Annotated in this window: 21 protein-coding genes; 3 read left to right on the forward strand and 18 right to left on the reverse strand. The window is 32.3% G+C overall.

Translation table 11 applies throughout. The features are described from left to right. Nucleotides 1-133: 133 nt before the first annotated feature. Nucleotides 134-778 carry a Bax inhibitor-1/YccA family protein gene (locus LPC11_RS10455; RefSeq protein ID WP_023374751.1) on the reverse strand — a complete coding sequence of 215 codons (645 nt, stop codon included), beginning with the start codon at nucleotides 776-778 and terminating at the stop codon, nucleotides 134-136. 381 nt (nucleotides 779-1159) lie between these two features. On the opposite strand from LPC11_RS10455, the gene LPC11_RS10460 reads away from it, so the two are divergent. Further along, nucleotides 1160-1981: a LysM peptidoglycan-binding domain-containing protein gene (locus tag LPC11_RS10460; protein ID WP_023374750.1), complete on the forward strand. Its 822-nt coding sequence runs from the start codon at nucleotides 1160-1162 to the stop codon at nucleotides 1979-1981. A gap of 156 nt (nucleotides 1982-2137) precedes the next feature. On the opposite strand, the gene LPC11_RS10465 is transcribed toward LPC11_RS10460, so the two are convergent. The 3 genes from LPC11_RS10465 to LPC11_RS10475 form a co-directional block, all read right to left on the reverse strand. Continuing rightward, a complete protein-coding gene (locus LPC11_RS10465; RefSeq protein ID WP_023374749.1) occupies nucleotides 2138-2989 on the reverse strand; it encodes a patatin-like phospholipase family protein in 852 nt (283 codons plus the stop codon). Between the two features lie 110 nt (nucleotides 2990-3099). After that, the gene (locus LPC11_RS10470) at nucleotides 3100-4110 is read right to left on the reverse strand and encodes an inorganic phosphate transporter (RefSeq protein ID WP_002465970.1); all 1011 of its coding nucleotides are present in this window, start codon (nucleotides 4108-4110) and stop codon (nucleotides 3100-3102) included. 15 nt (nucleotides 4111-4125) lie between these two features. Next, nucleotides 4126-4743, reverse strand: coding sequence for a DUF47 domain-containing protein (locus tag LPC11_RS10475; RefSeq protein WP_002433514.1), 618 nt, complete (start codon nucleotides 4741-4743; stop codon nucleotides 4126-4128). A gap of 436 nt (nucleotides 4744-5179) precedes the next feature. Here LPC11_RS10475 and LPC11_RS10480 point away from each other — a divergent pair, with 436 nt between their 5' ends. Beyond that, the gene (locus LPC11_RS10480; protein ID WP_023374748.1) at nucleotides 5180-5569 is read left to right on the forward strand and encodes a DUF1398 domain-containing protein; all 390 of its coding nucleotides are present in this window, start codon (nucleotides 5180-5182) and stop codon (nucleotides 5567-5569) included. A gap of 72 nt (nucleotides 5570-5641) precedes the next feature. Here the strand turns inward: LPC11_RS10480 and LPC11_RS10485 are convergent, their stop codons facing one another. The 5 genes from LPC11_RS10485 to LPC11_RS10505 all read right to left on the reverse strand — a co-directional run bounded on the left by LPC11_RS10485 (nucleotide 5642) and on the right by LPC11_RS10505 (nucleotide 11065). Next, complete coding sequence (locus LPC11_RS10485) at nucleotides 5642-7531, reverse strand: FtsX-like permease family protein (RefSeq protein ID WP_231307262.1); 1890 nt, start codon at nucleotides 7529-7531, stop codon at nucleotides 5642-5644. Next, nucleotides 7521-8282, reverse strand: coding sequence for an ABC transporter ATP-binding protein (locus LPC11_RS10490; RefSeq protein WP_107566528.1), 762 nt, complete (start codon nucleotides 8280-8282; stop codon nucleotides 7521-7523). Before LPC11_RS10490 ends, LPC11_RS10485 begins: the two co-directional genes overlap by 11 nt. 138 nt (nucleotides 8283-8420) lie before the next feature. Continuing rightward, complete coding sequence (locus tag LPC11_RS10495) at nucleotides 8421-9461, reverse strand: sensor histidine kinase (protein WP_023374745.1); 1041 nt, start codon at nucleotides 9459-9461, stop codon at nucleotides 8421-8423. After that, nucleotides 9454-10128 carry a response regulator transcription factor GraR/ApsR gene (gene graR / locus LPC11_RS10500; RefSeq protein ID WP_023374744.1) on the reverse strand — a complete coding sequence of 225 codons (675 nt, stop codon included), beginning with the start codon at nucleotides 10126-10128 and terminating at the stop codon, nucleotides 9454-9456. The genes LPC11_RS10495 and graR overlap by 8 nt, the downstream gene beginning before the upstream one ends. A 13-nt stretch (nucleotides 10129-10141) precedes the next feature. Next, nucleotides 10142-11065 (reverse strand): NAD-dependent epimerase/dehydratase family protein, encoded by a 924-nt coding sequence (locus LPC11_RS10505; RefSeq protein WP_023374743.1) that lies wholly within the window; start codon nucleotides 11063-11065, stop codon nucleotides 10142-10144. Nucleotides 11066-11191: 126 nt separating this feature from the next. On the opposite strand from LPC11_RS10505, the gene LPC11_RS10510 reads away from it, so the two are divergent. After that, nucleotides 11192-11698 (forward strand): GNAT family N-acetyltransferase, encoded by a 507-nt coding sequence (locus tag LPC11_RS10510; protein WP_023374742.1) that lies wholly within the window; start codon nucleotides 11192-11194, stop codon nucleotides 11696-11698. Nucleotides 11699-11824: 126 nt separating this feature from the next. Here the strand turns inward: LPC11_RS10510 and LPC11_RS10515 are convergent, their stop codons facing one another. The 9 genes from LPC11_RS10515 to LPC11_RS10555 all read right to left on the reverse strand — a co-directional run bounded on the left by LPC11_RS10515 (nucleotide 11825) and on the right by LPC11_RS10555 (nucleotide 19923). Next, nucleotides 11825-12877, reverse strand: coding sequence for an alpha/beta hydrolase (locus tag LPC11_RS10515; protein ID WP_023374741.1), 1053 nt, complete (start codon nucleotides 12875-12877; stop codon nucleotides 11825-11827). A 152-nt stretch (nucleotides 12878-13029) separates the two neighbouring features. Beyond that, on the reverse strand, nucleotides 13030-14097 hold the full coding sequence (locus tag LPC11_RS10520; protein WP_023374740.1) for a YkvI family membrane protein: 1068 nt from the start codon (nucleotides 14095-14097) through the stop codon (nucleotides 13030-13032). A 295-nt stretch (nucleotides 14098-14392) separates the two neighbouring features. Further along, complete coding sequence (locus LPC11_RS10525) at nucleotides 14393-14893, reverse strand: hypothetical protein (RefSeq protein ID WP_023374739.1); 501 nt, start codon at nucleotides 14891-14893, stop codon at nucleotides 14393-14395. A 103-nt stretch (nucleotides 14894-14996) separates the two neighbouring features. Next, complete coding sequence (gene dhaM / locus LPC11_RS10530; protein ID WP_023374738.1) at nucleotides 14997-15368, reverse strand: dihydroxyacetone kinase phosphoryl donor subunit DhaM; 372 nt, start codon at nucleotides 15366-15368, stop codon at nucleotides 14997-14999. Then, a complete protein-coding gene (gene dhaL / locus LPC11_RS10535; RefSeq protein ID WP_023374737.1) occupies nucleotides 15368-15946 on the reverse strand; it encodes a dihydroxyacetone kinase subunit DhaL in 579 nt (192 codons plus the stop codon). The genes dhaM and dhaL overlap by 1 nt, the downstream gene beginning before the upstream one ends. Nucleotides 15947-15977: 31 nt before the next feature. Continuing rightward, nucleotides 15978-16946, reverse strand: coding sequence for a dihydroxyacetone kinase subunit DhaK (gene dhaK / locus LPC11_RS10540; RefSeq protein WP_231307263.1), 969 nt, complete (start codon nucleotides 16944-16946; stop codon nucleotides 15978-15980). A gap of 116 nt (nucleotides 16947-17062) precedes the next feature. After that, nucleotides 17063-18079, reverse strand: coding sequence for a FecCD family ABC transporter permease (locus LPC11_RS10545; protein ID WP_023374735.1), 1017 nt, complete (start codon nucleotides 18077-18079; stop codon nucleotides 17063-17065). Then, nucleotides 18076-19053, reverse strand: a complete 978-nt coding sequence (locus tag LPC11_RS10550; RefSeq protein WP_374101322.1) for a FecCD family ABC transporter permease — start codon at nucleotides 19051-19053, stop codon at nucleotides 18076-18078. The genes LPC11_RS10545 and LPC11_RS10550 overlap by 4 nt, the downstream gene beginning before the upstream one ends. A 69-nt stretch (nucleotides 19054-19122) precedes the next feature. Then, nucleotides 19123-19923 (reverse strand): ABC transporter ATP-binding protein, encoded by an 801-nt coding sequence (locus LPC11_RS10555; protein ID WP_023374733.1) that lies wholly within the window; start codon nucleotides 19921-19923, stop codon nucleotides 19123-19125. Nucleotides 19924-20050: the final 127 nt, after the last annotated feature.

A 20050-nucleotide genomic window follows, 5' to 3' on the forward strand; every position in this document is an offset into this window, starting at 1 on the left:
ACATAAATATATCGAATAAAAAAGATGTGGCGTTAACTTCTTAATGTTTTAGCAATAAACATTAAGAAAATATTTTACATCAAATAGTTAATTTCACGCCAACATCTTTGTATTTTAACAATCGTTATTTTGTTTATCTAAATCGATTAGCCAATCGAAGAATATCTTTAATGATGTTTAACAGATTGATAAATAAATTAAAACCCATTTCTCTTGGAGAAAATTGTCCCCGTTTCATCCTGTTAAAATCATATAGGGTATATAATAAGAATAATAATAAGCTTACGACTGTAATAATAGTATGGAAAATAGGATTATGGATAAATATTCCAATAATACTTGCAATAATTAATGCTAATAAAGTAACGAATAAATATCTTCCCATACTTGATGCATCGTTGATTAAAAAGAAACCTACAATACCAAAAGCAATAAAAGCACCAATGGCTAATATAATATTTTTATAAAAAACTTCGGGACCTAAATTTTGCAAATAACTAGTAAACATAGCATATGATAAAAGCCCCAATATGATGGCATATATATGTGAAATAACTAAGCCATACTTACGTGCACGTTGAAATACTAGGGTGATTAATACTAAGACCATTAATGCAAGAGATAGAGGTCTTCTCCATTCCATTGGTAGAAATTGACCGAAGTAACAACCAATCCCAAAAATAATCCAATAATACATGAAGAATAGCCAAACTTTAGCATAAGCATGTGAACGATGCTTATCTTTTGTTTCATTTGTATGTTGTGCAGTCTGTGACATATATTCTGCTCCTTCATTCATGATTTGTTAATCTAATGGTACGATTTTACAATAATATATTAATTAAAAAAAGTAATAATAATAAAAAGTGATATACTTAGTCGGTATTCACATATATACTATACACTTTGTTACAATTTATAAAACTTTATTATTGAATTTTTTAATCAAAATCACACTTCACAACTGTCATATCAACATTTTTACAAGTGAAATATTTCTATTCCCAATTGTTAACAATATTACAAGATAATAACAAACCACACAGAGTGCTTTATTTTTGTTAGTATGGATAGCGTAGTAAAAAACGAAAACGCGATGATACATCGTTAATTATATTTTTTATAAAAACTATTAAAGTAAATTTAAGGAGGAGTCACTTTGAAAAAGTTAGCCTTTGCAGTAACTGCCGCTTCAGGCGCAGCCGCAGCACTTTCTCATCACGATGCCGAAGCTTCTACTCAACATAAAGTTCAGTCAGGTGAATCATTATGGACTATCGCTCAGAAATATAATACGTCCGTAGAAAGTATTAAACAAAACAATAATTTAGATAATAATATGGTGTTCCCTGGACAAGTCATCACAGTAGGTGGAAGTGCTTCTCAAAGCTCAAATTCAAACACTTCTTCACAATCAGGATCACCTTCAACGCACACTGTACAATCAGGTGAGTCATTAAACATTATTGCAAATAAATACGGTGTATCAGTTAACGAATTAATGTCAGCCAATAATTTAAACGGTTATTTAATTTCACCAAACCAAACTTTAAAAATTCCTAATGGCGGTTCTGGTGCAGGCGCTGGCGCTGGCGCTGGTGGTGCAACAGCTACACAAGGTAATACAAGCACACAATCACCATCATTTAACCACCAAAACTTATATACTGAAGGACAATGTACATGGTACGTATTTGATCGTCGTGCTCAAGCAGGTAAACCTATTAGCACATATTGGTCAGATGCTAAATATTGGGCTACTGGTGCTGCTAATGACGGTTACCAAGTCGACCATTCACCTGAAGTAGGTGCAGTTATGCAAAGTGTACCAGGCCCTTATGGTCACGTAGCATACGTTGAACGTGTTAACGGTGATGGAAGCATCTTAATTTCAGAAATGAACTATACTAACGGACCATACAACACAGACTACAGAACAATTCCAGCTTCTGAAGTTTCAAGTTACGCATTCATCCACTAAAAAAGTGAGATACTATAAAAATAATTATACTTTTCATCAAAATATATAAACACCAACAAAGCCCATCACTTTGTTGGTGTTTTTTTATTATCTTAACTGATGATCTCTATTTAAATGGAACTTTCCCCATTATTTATCATCGTAATTAATCTAATACTAAGACAACCATTCTGGCATAAGTGCTTCGATTTCTTTGACGAGACGCTTCCCTTGTTCATATCCAGCATTACCGACCTCAATAATAACACTCGCATCATAAATATTATCACCTATTATGCTTTTGCTGAATTCATCTGGAGTGATAGTATAGACATCACTTGTGTTGGATAAAGTTATTTCATCATCAAACACATTAGGTAATTTCCCTATTTTCTGTGTTAACGGGGCGATAATCAAAATTTGCTTAAAATCTTTAGCTAAACAAGCATTTGTTGACGAAACCATTCCCCCATCAATATAATCTTTTCCATTCATCGTCACATGAGGCCATAATCCTGGAACTGCTTCACTTGCTGCTACAGAATCGATTAAATCCATTCCAATTTGTTGATTAATCGTTTCCAATTGTCCAGTCCGCGCATTTATAGCCGTTATCACTAATTGCGACGTCCATTTTGAATCGTTTAATCTTTTAGCTATCGCCTTTTTTCTTTCCTTCATTGAGATAACAGGTTGAACTTGGTCGATCATCTCTCCAAGTAATCGTCCAATACTTTCTTGGTTATTTCCACCCTGAATATAAGCCTGTCTCCACATCTCATAAACTTCTTTTTTTAGCTTAGTCTGCTCATTAGGGTCCTTATTTTCATTCAGATAGTGGTAATATGATTTCATGTCTTGATTATTTGATAATACTGCGCCAACAAAGGCTCCTGCAGAAGTCCCAAAAATTTTGTCAATTTGACTTATCTTCATGCCATTTTCAATAAGTGCTGCTAATACACCTGACTCCCATGCGATGCCTGTTATTCCGCCACCACCTAAAACAAGTGCGCGTTCATTCTTCATTTCTCTTCCCCCTATTATACTCTCTTAATTTGTAACATTTAATGTATAAAAAAGGTTGAGCGAGTTCTTAACCGCTCAACCTGACTATTTAAATCGCTATGTTATATATATTATTTTAAAAAGAAATGCATGATAAAGTATACAAGTGCTGCTAATACTGCTGAAATAGGTAATGTAATTACCCAAGTAATTAACATACGTTGTGCGGTACTCCATCTAACACCTTTCGCACGGTTAGAAGCACCAACACCTAAAATTGATGAAGATACAACGTGTGTTGTTGAAAGAGGGAAATGTAATGATGATGCTACGAAAATAGTTAACGCAGATGACAAGTCAGCTGCAGCACCATTTGCTGGTCTTATTTTCATAATGTTACCACCAACAGTTTTGATGATTTTCCAACCACCGACTGCAGTACCAAGACCCATAGCTGTAGCACATGCAATTTTAACCCATAATGCTGGTTCTACGTTTGAACCATTTTGAATATTAGCAACGATTAAAGCTAAAGTAATGATCCCCATTGATTTTTGCGCATCATTAGTACCATGTGAGAATGATTGTAACGCTGCTGTGAAGATTTGCAGGAATCTAAAGTTACGATTAGCACGTGTTAAGTTAGCATTTTTAAATACGACTTTAACAATTGAATACATAATAAAACCAACACAGAAAGCAACAATTGGAGATACAATTAACACGATAATAATTTTAGTGAAACCTTGATAATGTAATACTCCAAATGATCCTTCTGAAGCAATAGCTGCACCTGCGATTGAACCAATTAAAGCATGTGATGATGAACTTGGAATACCATATAACCAAGTAATTAAGTTCCATGCAATCGCAGCGATAATTGCTGCTAAAACTACAACCAATCCATGTTGTAATTTAAACGGATCTACAATGTCTTTTGTTATCGTACCAGCAACTCCAGTAAATGCTAAAGCACCAATAAAGTTCATAACTGCTGCTAATAAAATGGCTGTTCTTGGAGTTAATGCTCTCGTAGATACGGCAGTAGCTACAGCATTGGCTGTATCATGGAAACCATTGATAAAGTCAAATATTAATGAAAATATAACTATAGCTATCGTGACGATTAAAATATATTCCATAAGTGAGGACTCCCTTTAGCTATTTTTCATGATTATAGTTTCAAAATTATTTGCGACTGTTTGGCATTTATCTGCAATTTCTTCCATGCTTTGATAAATATCTTTTATTTTAATTAATGTGATTGGATCTGTTTCACTGTTGAAGATATGTTTCATAGATTGTCTTAAAATACCGTCACAGTTCGTTTCAAACTCTTTAATATTAATTGAATGAATACGCATGTGAGATAATTTTTTATCTACTAATAAACCTACAGCTAGTTTCATTTCTGCAACTGCCTTTTGAATATTTTCAACAAATTCAGCCATATATTCGTCTGTATATTCGATAGAATACATTTCAAACATTGCTGACGTTTCTTCCATAGCATCTAATACATCATCAATTGCATTACATAAAGATAAGATATCTTCACGTTCAATTGGTGTGATAAAAGTCTGATTTAAATCAGTAATCACTTGATGCATTAATTCGTCACCATGAGATTCATAAGTTTTGATATTATCAGAATATGCTTTTAAATCTAAGTGTGTATTGAAATCCATTTTACCGAACTCAATTGCTGCACGATCAAGATTGAAAACCATTTCTTCTAACTGAACCATGAACTTATCTTTTTTCTTACTAAACATTCAAAATCCTCCATTTGAGCGATTGTTGCCAATCACATTCATAAATTTTTACTCCATAAAACCTATTATAAGGAACACATTTACAATTTTCAGAAAAAAGGAGATTCACTTTTTCATTTTGTAAATATTATGTAAATCATAGTTATAAGTAATGATGATTGCATTCATATAAATTGCGATTTGTTCCTACTTGAAAATATCACAAAATTTACATAACTACAATTCAATTTACAAATTCTTAACAAATACGCAATTAAAAATTTACATAACCTTTCCTATTATGCACAAAAGGAGTATAATGACCAATTCACTTTATAATTTAACGTTTTAAATGATGTCTTTCAATCAATTTCCCATGTAGTAAGTACAAAACATAAATTTTGCTATCTTGCCTGTTCCACCTTATACTAGCATTACTATATTAAAGGAGATAACTATGGAATTTACATTAAAATCGATCCAAGATGCACATGAAAAATATACTGGTCCTGATTTTCCAAAACTGTTTAAAGCATTTAAAGACATGGGAATGATCAGTAATGAAGTAAATATTCAACATGGTACATCTGTTTATACAAATACTAACGATCAAACGATTACCGCTGAAGGTGTTAAAGTATCACATCCTATCGCGGATACTTCAAATACAGATGAAGTAAAAGACATACTTAAACGTCATCAAGCAGGACAGACTGAATTTCCTACATTTTGTGAAGAAATGGCTCAAGCTGGTATCTATAAATGGTATATAGATATCAATGCTGGTACTTGTTCATATATTGATTTGAAACAACAAACTATTGTAAGTGAGCAAATCCCGCAATAATCATTCAAATCATAAACTTAAAGGATTTCATTGTACATTTTATGATTACAATGAAATCCTTTTTTATTGATATTATATTGAATGTCTAATTGTTCTTTTAGAGTGGTTATACGCTGTTAGAGCAAACACAGCATAGATGGCTGTGTATACTGCCATAACAATAAATATAGGAATTTGATTGGTCGCACCTAATAATGACATAAATGCTAATGAAGCAAAATAAGCATGTAATAAAGCAATCATTAATGGTAATGCAAAATTAAATAGAACCTTTAATTTCAAACCTTTGGCCATATCTCGATGTGTAAATCCTAATTTACGCAATATAGAATAATTTTCTATTTCATCTTCTGTTTCATCGATTTGCTTAATATAAATGATACAGCCTGCCGCAATTAAAAATGTAATCCCTAAAAATGATGTAACAAATAATAATACACCCGTTAAACTAGAAATTTCACTTGCCGCTTCACTTCTTGTTTCAATATTTTTATCTACATTTTTTACCGCGCTTTGCAATTCTGGCATATCCTTTTTATGCTTAATATCAAATCCATATTGAGACACAATGTTTTTAGCCTTAGTATGATTTCTCAAGTATTGGTAATCTTTGTCATTTAATACTAAAGTAGGTCCCCATAAATCAACATCGCTCATAAAGTAAACTTGGTTTATTTCTTTATTTAATTTAACCTTGATGTCATGTTGATGTGTACCTAATTGTGTTACCCCGTGTTTCTTATACTTCATGACATCACTCACTTTACCTTCAGGTACAATAATATCTGTGTAACCCTTCGACACTTCAACATTAGGGATATACTTGTCACTCGTTACAGAAACTTCATATGGTTTAGCAATGCCCTTTTCAAACAATTTATCTTTAAACAGTTTGCTATAAACAACTTCTTTATAGTTGTAAAAATGCTCAATATTTTTATTGTTTAATTCGTATGCTAATTCATTTGCCTTTTCTTTATCTTTTAACGTCACATCATGTGGCGAATTCAATAGAACTTCATTGGTTAACGTCCCACGACTAATCGCTGCGAAACACAATACTGATACAGTAATAGCAGAAATAATTGTCATTACAGTTAAAGAAAATGCATTTTTCTTTATACGATACATAATTGGTGCTATAAACATCACATCGTTGACGCTTACTGTATCTTGTCTCACTTTCTTAATTGCTTTAAAGATTAACGAAACAGTGCTTCTAAAAAAGAAATATGCCCCAATCACAGTACATATTAAAATGACAAATGGTTGAAATATACTATTAAAATGTTGGACAAGTGTAGTCGATAAATAGTAGCCTGTCAGAATCATAAGAACGCCTAATACACCTAAAATTAATTCACCAATTGTAAAACGATTATGGTTGATTTCTCTCTTAGTCATATTAGAGGCTAATTCTATAATAGAACGTCTTCTAATATAAAAATAGCTTTGACCTATAGTTAAAATATATGCCACAACAATTAATAAAATTGCTTGTAAAATAGCAGACACACTAAAAATGATTGAAACAGTAATGTTAATACCGAGTAATCTTAGAACAATCATTAATAGTATCTTAGATCCAAAAATACCGATGATAATTCCTAAAATAGAAGTCGCTATAAAAATAAATAATTGTTCAATCATAATCATTTGTAAAATATTGAATCTTGAAAGACCGATTGTTTGCAACAAGGCAAATTCACGACCGCGCCGCTTTAAAAATAATAAATTCGCGTACAAAATAAATACAATAATAATGATAAATAGAAAATAACTACCTATTTGAGAGCCTTCTTTAATGATTGGATAATTCTGGTTGCCATGTAAATGATGTGCATATTTTAAAGTAATAAAACTAAAATACAGTACTACACTAATCACTAATGAAAATAAATATATGGCATAATGCGAAAACTTTTGTTGAAAGTTTTTAAAAATAATTTCTTTAAAGGTCATAATTCACGCCACCAAGTACACTTTGTGTTCTAATAATTTCATTATAAAAGGTTTGTTTATCGTCTTCACCTTGGAAAATTTCAGTAAATATTCTTCCATCTTTTAACATAACTACTCGATTTGAATAACTGGCAGCTACTGGATCATGTGTAACCATTATAATTGTAGTATCAAATTTCTCATTCATTTTGCACAGTCGTTTTAGTAAGTCTTGTGTACTTTTAGAGTCTAATGCGCCTGTTGGTTCATCTGCAAATATAATTGATGGGTTAGTAATAAAGGCGCGAGCGGCAGACGTTCTTTGGATTTGTCCTCCTGACAATTCAGATGGATACTTATCACTGATGTCACTAATATTTAATGCCTCAACAATGCTATTATAGCGCTGTTTCATTTCTTGTTTATCTATTCTCTTTACCGATAATGGTAGCATAATATTTTCTTTTACAGTTAAGGTATGCAAGACATTATAATCTTGGAAAATAAACCCAATGTCTTTTTTACGAATATTGGATAACGCTTTGTTTGATAATTTATCTAATGGTTGACCATTTAATATAATCGATCCTTGCGTTGCATAATCTATAGAACTCAGTACATTCAATAAGGTTGTTTTTCCTGAACCAGATGGCCCCATAATCGAGATAAATTCACCTTTTTCAACTGATAAATTAATATCGTGTAACACTTCTTGCGGTGAATATTGATTCCCATATATTTTTGTTAATTGTTTTACTTCTAATATTGCCACTTTAACACTCCTATGATTATCAACTGTTTATCGTTGATGTCACATCATTTGTAGATATAATGAAACACATAACTATTCAATATTATTATAACGGTTGGATATAACAAATGCGCTAATTCTTTGTAACAAAACGCATGTTTAAAATGACAATGTTGTCACTTCAGACATGCGTTCAATCACTTCATTTTGTTGTGGGAATATGAGGCTAAAAGTAGTTCCTTTTCCTACGCTTGATTCTACTTTAATTTCAATTCCTAATTGTGATTTAACACTATCAACCAAATACAGTCCCATGCCAGAAGACGTCGTTTCATTTCTATTAGCTGTTGACGTATAACCTCTTTCAAAAATCCTTGGCATGTCTTTCTTACTAATACCACGTCCATAGTCTTTTATTTCTAATACGATATGCTGATCTTTGCATTTACCGTTCATTTCAATCATATTATCTTCACTATATTTCAATGAATTAGATAATATTTGTCTAATCATCATACGGCACCATTTTAAATCTGTGTAAACTTTAAAATCATCCGTAAAGTTCAATTCAAATCCAATACCTTTAGCCTGACTAATATGACGCGTCAACTGAATTTCATCTATAACCATTCGTTTTAAAGACACATAGTCAAAATACATATCTTTATTTTGAGTTTCTAATCTTGTTAAATATAATTGTTTATCTAACATTTCATTGATACGCGACCATTCATATAATAAAGCTTGTTTACGTTTAGAATCTTGCTCTTGATCAATTAATAACTTCATTGCTGTTACTGGTGTTTTAATATCGTGAACAAATTCTGTAATACTTTGTTCATGGTTTTTAATTTGTACTTGTTGTGCTAATACCTTATCTTTTTGAGAAGTGATATTTCGATATAAATAGTCTACAATTTGTTGTTGAAATGGTGTCTCAGCTAAATCTTTATGTTTAATTTCTTCAATTTCTTTATTTTTATAAAAGTGCTTAGACAACCTAGATTCTTTGAAAAATGTAAAAATAATGAATAATACACTCATGCCTAAATTTAAAACAACGATATACCATACGCTATCTGCTGCAATATCATAATCAATATAAGAAATCCCAATCATAACTAGATTGATAAATACAATCCATAATATCCAATTTAAGCGCGATTTAACGAATAACCAAAACCATTTTAAATTATTCATGCGCCATGTACCCTTTGCCAACTTTAGTTTCTATCGCACTGTCCATACCTATTTCAGATAGTTTCTTTCTCAAGCGATTTACATTGACAGTCAATGTGTTATCACTTACAAAAGCTTCATCGTCCCATAATGCGGTGATTAACGTATCACGTGAGACAATTTGATTTCTTTTATTGACTAACATTTCTAAAATGATCATTTCTGTTTTAGATAAAAAGATAGCTTGATCACCTTTTTGAATACTATCTTTTGATAAATCTACTACAGCATCTTGCCAGTTCAATGTACGTTTCTCTTCAACACCAAATTCGTATACTCTGCGATAAACCGCCTGAAGTTTAGCTATTAAAACATTGGTATAAAATGGTTTTTGAATATAATCATCCGCACCTAACTCCATGCTCATGACTTGATCCATTGGATTATCCCGTGATGATAAGAATAAAATAGGTACATTAGACACTTGTCTCATTTTTCTACACCAATAAAAGCCATCATACTTGGGCAATTGCACGTCTAAAATAACAATTTCTGGATTAAATGTTTCAAATGTATCCATAACATTTCCAAAATCATCTATACCAACTACATTAAAATCCCATTGTTCTAATTCTTTTTTTAGTTCTTGGAACAATGTATTATCATCTTCTACTAACAATATTTGCATTCATATCACCTTATTATTTTGTATATTTAATTTTTTCTCCAGATTGAATACGTCCTTGAAAATGTTTTATACGACAATCCACTTCAAAACCACGCATCATGATGCCTTGTAGTGGTGCTTGAACAAAATAATATACAGGCCAAAACATTTTAGGAATGTAATCATATAGATGAACTATAACGATTGCGTTATTTTTTAACAGTCGAAACTCTAATTTACCTTGCTTTTTCGCATTGGATTTTACTAACTTACCTCCAACTAAATATAAGGTAATGAGGTTTTCCTCTGTTAACACTTTCTTAAAAATAGCCAATGGTTTGCTTTTACTTTTTAAATATATATAATAATGGTCATCACGATGATACGTCTTAACAATCGTTCCTTTGGTTTTATCTAACCAACTAAAAAAGTATTCTACAACTTGGTTAAGTGTCCATTTTTTAGGCAAAACCATTTTCATAGCAGTTCTAACATCATCGTACTTAGACACTTGCAATTCTACATTGATATGTGGACGTTTAATTTCCAATTTCGTACGCTCTACAGGCACACCATAAGCTCCTAAACGTTCCATCGTTTGATTATCATTTCGACTCCCCGGAATATATACTAACTTTTTAACATGATTCACTGCCGCTGCTCTACCAAAGTTGTCAGCAGCAATTAAATTAAGATCTCGCGCTGTCGCTTGTGTTAATTTCGCTGAATTTTTTGTTGGATCTAAATAAAAAATAGCTATATCTATCTCTTTCATCGCTTCAACTACATCTTGATAATTAAAGATATCACTTTGTAACCATGTCATTTCAGTTGCATTAACATGTTCTGGTTTAGGATACTTGGACAATACATATAAATCAGCATCATTTTCAATAACAGAACTTAAATGTTTTCCAATATAGCCTGTACCGCCTGCTAAAAGTACTTTTGGTTTCATATTTTAAACTCCCTTGTGTATAATGAACACTCCATCGTGTGCAATTACACGATTCAAAGCAAACTTAACTTATTTATATTATAATATAGAAGTAGCAGAAACTTAAATGAATATAGGAGTGTTTTCATGCCTCACGCTATTCGTGAAATTAGTATAAAAGACGTAGACAATTTTATAGACTTACTTACTAAAATTTATGATGAATCAGAATTCACATTTTACAATCCTGGTGAATATGCCCCTAGCACGAACGAAGTGATTAAACGCCTAGAAGATTATATTACCTCTTCTTCTAAAGCTATTTTCGTTGTCGAAAGTAATGATCAACTAGTAGGATATGGTTTTGTAGGTACTGAAACATATGAACGTACACGCCATGAAGCGATTGTTTACCTTGGTGTTAAAAAGCTATACCAAAAAGATGGTGTTGGACAAACTTTGATTAATGCAATAGAAGCCTGGGCCCTCAATCATAATATCCGTCGTATTGAAGCAACAGTGGTACCCGAAAATGATGGTGCTGTCAACTTATTTAAGAGCGCTGGATTCCAAATTGAAGGTGAATTAAAAGATAAGTTGTATATTAACAACAAATATTTTAATGAATACGTGATGGCTAAAATTTTAAATTAATTTTTTATGGTAATTACATATTGAATTTTATCATATAATTAGATGAAATAAGTTGATAAAGATATATCATGTATAAAAAACACCGTAATGCGACTATAGTGGTCGATTTACGGTGTTTTGCTTTATTTATTCACTAAATGGATCTAATTGTACATCTTGATTCATATTATTGTTTTCATTGTTATTAGATTGATTATTACGTTCAACACCTGAAGAAGATGTGTTTCTACTTAAGAATAAGAGTACCCGTTTAATATTTTCTTTGGATTCTGGTTTATTTAAATGAAATTGATATTGATGGTGTAAGTGATGTGAACCATCATAAAATAATGTTTCAGCTGGCACATCTTTTTCTTTTAATTTTTTATAAAAATCTATATTCTGACTATAAAATGGATCCGCATCACCCACTGATAAAAATGTAGGTGGATAATCTTTAGTTACTTGATTGATCGTAGACATTTGAGATAAGTTTTTAAAATTACTCTCCCAATTTGTTGTACCTGTATAACTTCTCATAAATAATTGAATCCTAGGAAACTCTGTAGCTTTAACTGTTTTCATGTCATAGAAACCACCAAAGAATATCGCTGCTTTAATTTGAGAAGGTTTAAATTCGGGTTCAAATTTCATTTCATCACGTAATGATTGATTGGTTTGCATAGCAACATATTGACTGGTTAATTGTGCGCCAGCAGAATCACCACCTATAATGACTTGATCAAAATCAATAGGCAAATCATGTTCATTCGTCTTAATAAATTTAACTGCTTTATTCATTTGTTCAATAGGTGTTGGATACTTGTATTGTGGCGCTAACGCATAGTTGACGTTTACCACAATGTAACCCTGCTCAGCTATTTTAGATAGTAATGGATTTTTATACTGCTTATCGCCAGCAATAAAACCACCACCATGCATCCAAAAGATGACTGGTAACTTACTATCTTTATTCATATCAGATGGCATAATAATATCCAATTTACTATTAGGTATACCTTGACCATAAGAAATATTCTGTAAGACTTTCACATTTTTATTGTTTATTTGGACTTTTTCTTTATTTTGTTGTTGTCGATTTTCATGATCATAATGTTTTTTCAATAGTAGACCAGTGCTAGTACCTACTATTAAAATAACAGCGACTGTTATTAACAACCATTTATGTTTTGCTTTCATGACGGATAATCCTCTCATCAATGCTCACTTATATCGTTAATTGGCATATTAATTACATTAAAAAAGCAATTCATCTTCTATTTAAAAAGATGAATTGCTTTTAAGATTAAATCAATCGCATTTAATTGTAAAGTACATCAATTTACATATTATTATGCAATATGTTTTTTGTCATCACTCTTACGTTTATAATATTTGATTAGTACGGCAACAACTATAAATAAACCGACTACACCCATAATATTATATAAATAGTTAATTAAATCAGCAAATCCTACGAAACTTAAAATGTAGGCCGCAATCATCATAATAATGATGAAAATATGATACTTTTTACTATATGGTTCAGTAAATCGTGCTGCAAATGAGTAACATAACCCTAGTATAGTATTATACATTACTGCCAACATAATAATTGTTAAAACTAATCCAATCCATGGATTGATTTCATTTGCTAAATTAAGTGTAGGAATAGCCGCATCTTTAATTTGTGGGTATTCTGCCTGTAATGCAAAGTTAATTAGCGCTAATAGAATAGTATAAACAATACCACCAAATAACGCACCTGCACCTGAAACTTTTCGCTTAGATGCATCCCCACCAATTGCCACGACTGTACTAAAACCTACTGCAAATGCCAGACCGCCATATTGAATACCTTTAAGAATACCTAAAATGATGCTTGGCTTATCTACGGTATCATTAACTTTATTCAATGGTATAGATCCATTAAACAAATAGTACACGGCAATTAATACAACCATTACGATTAAGAATGGTGTCACAATACCTAAAGCTCTTACAATTTTATTAAAGTCTAATAGTAATGTGCCATAAATAACTACAGTCATAATTAGAGCACCTAACCAAATGGGTACATTAAAGCTTTCTTGAAATGCTGATCCAGCACCCGCAATCATCGTAACGGCGATACCAAATAAAAAGAATACAAGAATGTAATCGAAAACCTTACTAAATTTATCACCGAAGACATATTGTAATGTAGATTCGTGATTAGTTGCTTCAAAAGCTGTTCCTATTTTTGCTACTTGTCTACCTATAAAGCCTAAAATCAAACCTGATAAGAGTACACCTATGTATGACCATAAACCATAAGGTGTAAAGAATTGCATCACTTCTTGCCCGGTTGAAAAACCTGCACCGACAACGATGCCAACATAGGCGAAACCAATTTTTATAGCTTCTTTATTGAGCCCCATGAAAAGTTTACCTCCTTCGTTTCGCATATTTTGAATTATAACGTACTGTTATTTAATTTCAACCCAACTCAAAGCATATCAAAAAAGCCTAAATCCGTGATTTAGACTTATATATCAACTGTTTTCACTAATCTACAGAATATAAAATTCATACTTTTCTTACAATTCTATAATAATTTATTTATTGAAAAAATATTCATTTTAATACAAAATCATTTATAATTTCACAATAAAAAGTCATTGAAACGATAAGACTCATTTCAATGACCTTTATTTAAAAATAATATTCCTAATTTTAACGTGCATTACGCTGTTGATTGAGTTCATTAATATCAACAACTACATTATCCATACGTTTCGCTGTATCTTTCAATACATTTCGAGCCACGTTGTTATTAGGATCTAATTTAAGAATACGTTTTGCAATATCAAAGGCCTTCTTATCAGAGATAACAGGCTCTGGAATTGCATGTAGTAATAGCATTTGTAATAAGCTTTTAACTTCATTTCCGTCAGTAAGTTTTATGGATGAATCTGCATGATAATACGCAGAATGTAAAGCACCTTCATAGTCACTTAGTGGATAAACAAGTAATAAGAATGCCAAATCATGCAATTCTGCTGTCTCTTCCACTTTCATCATGTCTAAAATACAAGTATAAAACATCATACTTTCTACTTCATGAGCACTTGAAATATATGCTTCTTCAAATTCCATAAAATCTGTTTCGGACATCAATTGTCTTACTAAATCAAACTCGCCATTCAATACATGTTTCTTTATAAGATGTTGCATGGCAATGTCCTCCTATTAGCCAGATTTTATCGTACATTTAATATTAATCATATCACAGATATCCTTAACTTTCATTTCAAAAAATCAATTTAAGCTTAATTAATCATTTATTATTAAAAGTTGTTTGTTTAACTTCTTCTAAAGCGTCCGACAAATTGCCACCTATTGATAATTTAACTGCGGCTGTAAAACTACCTTCTACAATAGGCGCATCCACTTTAACGATTTTATAATTCCCATCATACATATCAATAGCCATATCAATATTCATTTCGGATGAACCGATATCATAAAAACACATGGCATCGTCTTCTAAACCATTGATTAACTGTTGAACTGTCTCAAACGATGTTCCAATATCGCCATTAACACCACCGTTAGCAACGACATTAACCTCCGGTGCCATTTGCTGTAATAATGCTTTCGTACCATTTGCTATTTGTTCACTATGACTGATAATTACAAGTGTTGTCATTAAGCGTCATCTCCTATCAGTGCATGTAATACATAAACCATACTTTGTGCGCCTGGATCCATATAACCTTTAGACGCTTCTTTAAAGTATGATGCACGACCTTTCGTTGCTACCATATCTATAGTTTCTTCTGCAAAGCTTTGTAGACGATTTAAATCAACTTGTTCACCTTTTTTGACCGCTTCATAAGCACGTGCAACAACATCATACATGGTTTTTTCATTAAGTTCTACCTTACCACGTTTGGCAATTGCCTCTGCAAATGTTTCTAGTAGCGCTACTAAATTATTATGATCAATATCATCTTTAACAACTTCAGCCATTTTCACAAAGCTAAAACCATATAATGGTCCTGACGCACCTCCAATATTTGACATCAGACACATACCTGTCGATTTAAACACATTTTGCATGGTACTATCATCTATTTTATCTTTTAAACTCTCAAAACCTCTTAACATATTAACCCCATGATCGCCATCACCGATTGCTCTATCAAGTTCAGTTAATGAATCTTCTTGCTCTCTAAATGTAGTTTCTAAATTCAATAATTGTTGTTTCATCTTTAGGATATCCATTATGATTCTCCTTCTCATGTATATTTATTCATTAAATATTAAAATATCTACTCGTCGTTGGTGCTAGTAATGCTGTTAGAAGTATTTCTGAATACGGTACCACTGTAATCGAAAATCCTTGCATGTCTAATGACGTCATATAATCACCTACATACCAATGTTTGACAGTGATATCGTGGGCATCAAAATATTGTTTGATATAAGACGTGGCAATTGTTAGCTCTGATAAAGGTGTACCACCCATACCATTTACCATCACGAGTATTTCTTTACTATTAACTTCTTGTAATAATGTGTCACCTAATCGTGTCACTATCTGATCTATAGGTTCCATATGTTGGCGCTGTAATCCTTTTTCACCATGAATACCAATACCAATTTCAATATCATTTTCATCTATATCAAAACCATACTTTCCAGTTGTTGGTACCATAGGTGGTGTTAATGCCATACCAATACTTTTAATTGTTGGTAATATCTCTTCTACTTTAGATTGAATTTCTGTTAAAGATAGACCTTTATCTGCTAAAAAACCGGCAAACTTATGAACGAAAACTGTTCCGGCAACACCACGTCTTTGTTCAACATCAGAAACGGCAATATCATCTTTCACTACTACCATAGCTACATCGATACCTTCCATTTCTGCCATTTCTTGTGCCATTTCAAAATTCATGACGTCTCCAGCATAATTTTTAACGATGAGTAGTACGCCCTCACCATTGTCTACAGCTTTAATGGCCTCTAAATTTTTATCAGGAGTTGGTGAGGTAAATACTTCACCACAAACTGCGGCATCTAACATACCCTGAGCAACATAGCCTGCATGAGCTGGTTCATGACCACTCCCACCACCTGATACTAAAGCTACACCAGTTGTTTTTTTATCTTTTTTTACAACGACAGTGTCATTGATAACTTCTAATTCCGGATGAGCAATTTTTATACCTTCGAGCATATCGTTTAAAAATTGTTGTTTATCTTTAATTAGTTTTTTCATAGTTAGCCCTCCTTATTTATCCACTTTCATTATAATGCATCAACTTAAGAAAGCGCTAACAATTGCATGTAAAATTAAAGTGACATGTAACGCACATGCCACTTTAATTACATATTTTATACATTTTTGGTTTTATACATGAGATATAGGAAGTAAGGTGCACCAATTATAGCAACGATAATACCTGCTGGTACGCCTGCAGGTTCTAAAATAACCTTGCCTAAGGTATCTGAGAACACTAATAAGAAGGCACCAACAAGCACTGCTATTGGTAAAAACAACTGATGGCGTGGACCCACAATACGTTTAGCAATATGTGGCCCCATCAATCCTATAAAGGAAATTGAACCTGCTACAGCAACTGCTACTGACGATAGCACTACTGCTACAAAGAATAATACCATGCGTTCTTTACCGACCTTAACACCTAAACCTTTAGCTACATGCTCATGCGTATTGATGATGTTCAATTCATTAGATTTATAAAATAGATATGGCAGTATAATTATAATCCATGGTAAAAATGCAATCACAAATATCCATTCATCTCCCCAGATATTGCCTGCAAACCATGTTGCTATAAATTCTGATTGATCTTTGTCGAATTTAGACATTAGTGTTATTGAACCACCATATAAAGCAGTCTGCATACCTACACCTATTAAAACCATACTAGAAGGTGTAACGCCATGTCTTTGATTGACACTAAACATAAAAATAATTAAAGCTGTCGCTACACCACCTATGACACTAATGATTGGTAAAACATAAACAAAATTATCTGGTTTAATATGACCAATTGTGATAAATAATGCTATTGCGAAACCACCACCAGCATTAATACCTAAAATACCCGGTTCAGCAATTGGGTTTTTAGTAACACTTTGTACAATTGCACCACTCATACTTAATGCTGCACCAGCAAGAATAGTGATTAGCATACGTGGTAGCCTAAAATCGACTAAAATTAATGTGTCTGTATAATCACCTTGACCAGTCAATATTTGAAAAAATCGACTTACAGGGATGTTGTATTCACCAGAAGCAATACTCCATGTACATGCTAAGAAGACAAGCACTGCAAATATCACAAATGTAATAATTTGTTTACGTCGTAATTTATGATCTATCATATTGAGCGTCCTCCTTTTTTAACTAAGTATAAAAAGTAAGGAACGCCAATAAATGAAATAATCGCACCCACTGGAGCATCTCCTAAATATCTAGCTAACATATCAGCTACTAACATTAATATTCCACCTAAAATGGCTGTTAGAGGTAACACTTTAGAATAATCAGTTCCTATGATAAATCGAACAATATGTGGCACCATTAATCCGACGAATGCAATTTGACCTACCATCGATACGGCTACACCAGCTAATACCATTGCTAAGACTAATATGACAACTCGAATCATGGTAACATTCTGTCCTAGCCCTTTGGCTAAAGATTCACCTAAATTTAATATGGTTAATTGTCTACTCATTGTGAGAATAATCAATAATACCACAATAATGATTGGTCCTGTCCAAATAATTTGAGACCAAGTTGTTCCTGATACACCACCGGCACTCCAAAATGTTAAAGATTGATTTAATCTAAAGATAAGCGCAACGCCTTGGCTCAATGCCGTTAACATGGCACTAACGGCCGCACCTGCTAAAATAATGCGCATTGGATTAAAACCATCTTTTCGTGAACGACCTATCATTAACACAATCGAACCGCCTAATAATGCACCGAGAAATCCAGCAACCATAAGTAATGTAAAAGGTGCCTCTGGATAAAAAGCATAGGTTATGGCTAAACCAAATGACGCACCAGAATTGAGTCCAATTAAACTTGGATCCGCCAAACTATTTTTCGTTACACCTTGAATAACCGCACCAGCAACTGATAATGCCATACCTACTAAAATAGCACCTAAATCTCTAGGAATTCTGATTTCACTAATCACATTATGTTGTTGATTTTTTGAATTATAATTGAAAATTGCATCTATAATAGTGGGGATATCTATTTTTGCATCTCCAAATAAAATAGATAAAAATAGTGCGATTGCTAGCACTATTATTCCACCTATCAAATAAGACACAAACTTCATATAACCACTTTGCCTTGGTTTTGACATGATATCTTTACCTTTTCTATATATTTTAAATAATCACATTGTTTATGAAGAATATGCCTTTTGACATAAATCATAAGTCACTAATAAAGGTTTGCCAGTTCTAGGATCCTCACTTAAAACAACATCTATATTAAATACACGTTCTAAAATGTCCTGAGTCAACACTTCATTTGTTTCACCATTTGCTACAATGTCACCGTCTTTCATAGCAATAAGATGATCTGAGAATCGAATAGCTTGATTGATATCATGTAGTACCATAATAATCGTACAACCTTGTTCTTGATTTAATTTTTGTACTAATTCTAAAATTTCTAATTGATGGCATATATCCAAATATGTTGTTGGTTCATCTAAAAAGATAATATCTGTACGTTGAGCCAATGCCATAGCAATCCAGACACGTTGTCTTTGACCACCACTTAAATCGTTGATTGAACGGTGTCTAAATTCTGACGTACCTGTCACTTCTAGCGCCCAATTAATTTCTTTTTTATCTTCATCTGATAAACGTCCAAATCCTTTTTGATGAGGAAATCGACCATAAGATACTAATTCGCCAACAGTTAAACCATCAGCCACTTCTGGAGACTGTGGTAAAATCGCAATTTTCTTAGCAATTTCTTTGGTAGATTGTGTGTGAATACTCTCTCCATCTAAATTAATCGTGCCATCTTTTACAGATAACAAACGAGACAATGCTTTAAGTAAAGTAGACTTACCACACCCATTGGGTCCAATGATTGAAGTTACTTTACCGTCTGGAATTTCCACATCTAAATGATTAATAATCGTCGTATCTCCATAACCTATTGTTACTTGTTCACCGTTTAAACGACTCATAATTCCCCTACTTTCTAAATTACTATATCTATATCGAAAACAAAACTGTAATTAAATATGTTAAATTTTAATTTATCATTGTAATTGATAATCATTATCACAGAAGTCATTATAACATCTTTCACAT

The sequence above is a fragment of the Staphylococcus sp. HL28 genome (genome assembly GCF_021117155.1).
In the GTDB taxonomy this organism is placed as follows: Bacteria; Bacillota; Bacilli; order Staphylococcales; family Staphylococcaceae; genus Staphylococcus; species Staphylococcus warneri.

Bases quoted from the DNA above. Each gene is read 5' to 3' on its own strand.
- LPC11_RS10455 (WP_023374751.1), bottom strand. From the start codon at position 778: ATGTCACAGACTGCACAACATACAAATGAAACAAAAGATAAGCATCGT.
- LPC11_RS10465 (WP_023374749.1), bottom strand. From the start codon at position 2,989: ATGAAGAATGAACGCGCACTTGTTTTAGGTGGTGGCGGAATAACAGGC.
- LPC11_RS10470 (WP_002465970.1), bottom strand. From the start codon at position 4,110: ATGGAATATATTTTAATCGTCACGATAGCTATAGTTATATTTTCATTA.
- LPC11_RS10475 (WP_002433514.1), bottom strand. From the start codon at position 4,743: ATGTTTAGTAAGAAAAAAGATAAGTTCATGGTTCAGTTAGAAGAAATG.
- LPC11_RS10480 (WP_023374748.1), top strand. From the start codon at position 5,180: ATGGAATTTACATTAAAATCGATCCAAGATGCACATGAAAAATATACT.
- LPC11_RS10485 (WP_231307262.1), bottom strand. From the start codon at position 7,531: ATGACCTTTAAAGAAATTATTTTTAAAAACTTTCAACAAAAGTTTTCG.
- LPC11_RS10495 (WP_023374745.1), bottom strand. From the start codon at position 9,461: ATGAATAATTTAAAATGGTTTTGGTTATTCGTTAAATCGCGCTTAAAT.
- graR (WP_023374744.1), bottom strand. From the start codon at position 10,128: ATGCAAATATTGTTAGTAGAAGATGATAATACATTGTTCCAAGAACTA.
- LPC11_RS10505 (WP_023374743.1), bottom strand. From the start codon at position 11,065: ATGAAACCAAAAGTACTTTTAGCAGGCGGTACAGGCTATATTGGAAAA.
- LPC11_RS10510 (WP_023374742.1), top strand. From the start codon at position 11,192: ATGCCTCACGCTATTCGTGAAATTAGTATAAAAGACGTAGACAATTTT.
- LPC11_RS10515 (WP_023374741.1), bottom strand. From the start codon at position 12,877: ATGAAAGCAAAACATAAATGGTTGTTAATAACAGTCGCTGTTATTTTA.
- LPC11_RS10520 (WP_023374740.1), bottom strand. From the start codon at position 14,097: ATGGGGCTCAATAAAGAAGCTATAAAAATTGGTTTCGCCTATGTTGGC.
- LPC11_RS10525 (WP_023374739.1), bottom strand. From the start codon at position 14,893: ATGCAACATCTTATAAAGAAACATGTATTGAATGGCGAGTTTGATTTA.
- dhaM (WP_023374738.1), bottom strand. From the start codon at position 15,368: ATGACAACACTTGTAATTATCAGTCATAGTGAACAAATAGCAAATGGT.
- dhaL (WP_023374737.1), bottom strand. From the start codon at position 15,946: ATGGATATCCTAAAGATGAAACAACAATTATTGAATTTAGAAACTACA.
- dhaK (WP_231307263.1), bottom strand. From the start codon at position 16,946: ATGAAAAAACTAATTAAAGATAAACAACAATTTTTAAACGATATGCTC.
- LPC11_RS10545 (WP_023374735.1), bottom strand. From the start codon at position 18,079: ATGATAGATCATAAATTACGACGTAAACAAATTATTACATTTGTGATA.
- LPC11_RS10550 (WP_374101322.1), bottom strand. From the start codon at position 19,053: ATGAAGTTTGTGTCTTATTTGATAGGTGGAATAATAGTGCTAGCAATC.
- LPC11_RS10555 (WP_023374733.1), bottom strand. From the start codon at position 19,923: ATGAGTCGTTTAAACGGTGAACAAGTAACAATAGGTTATGGAGATACG.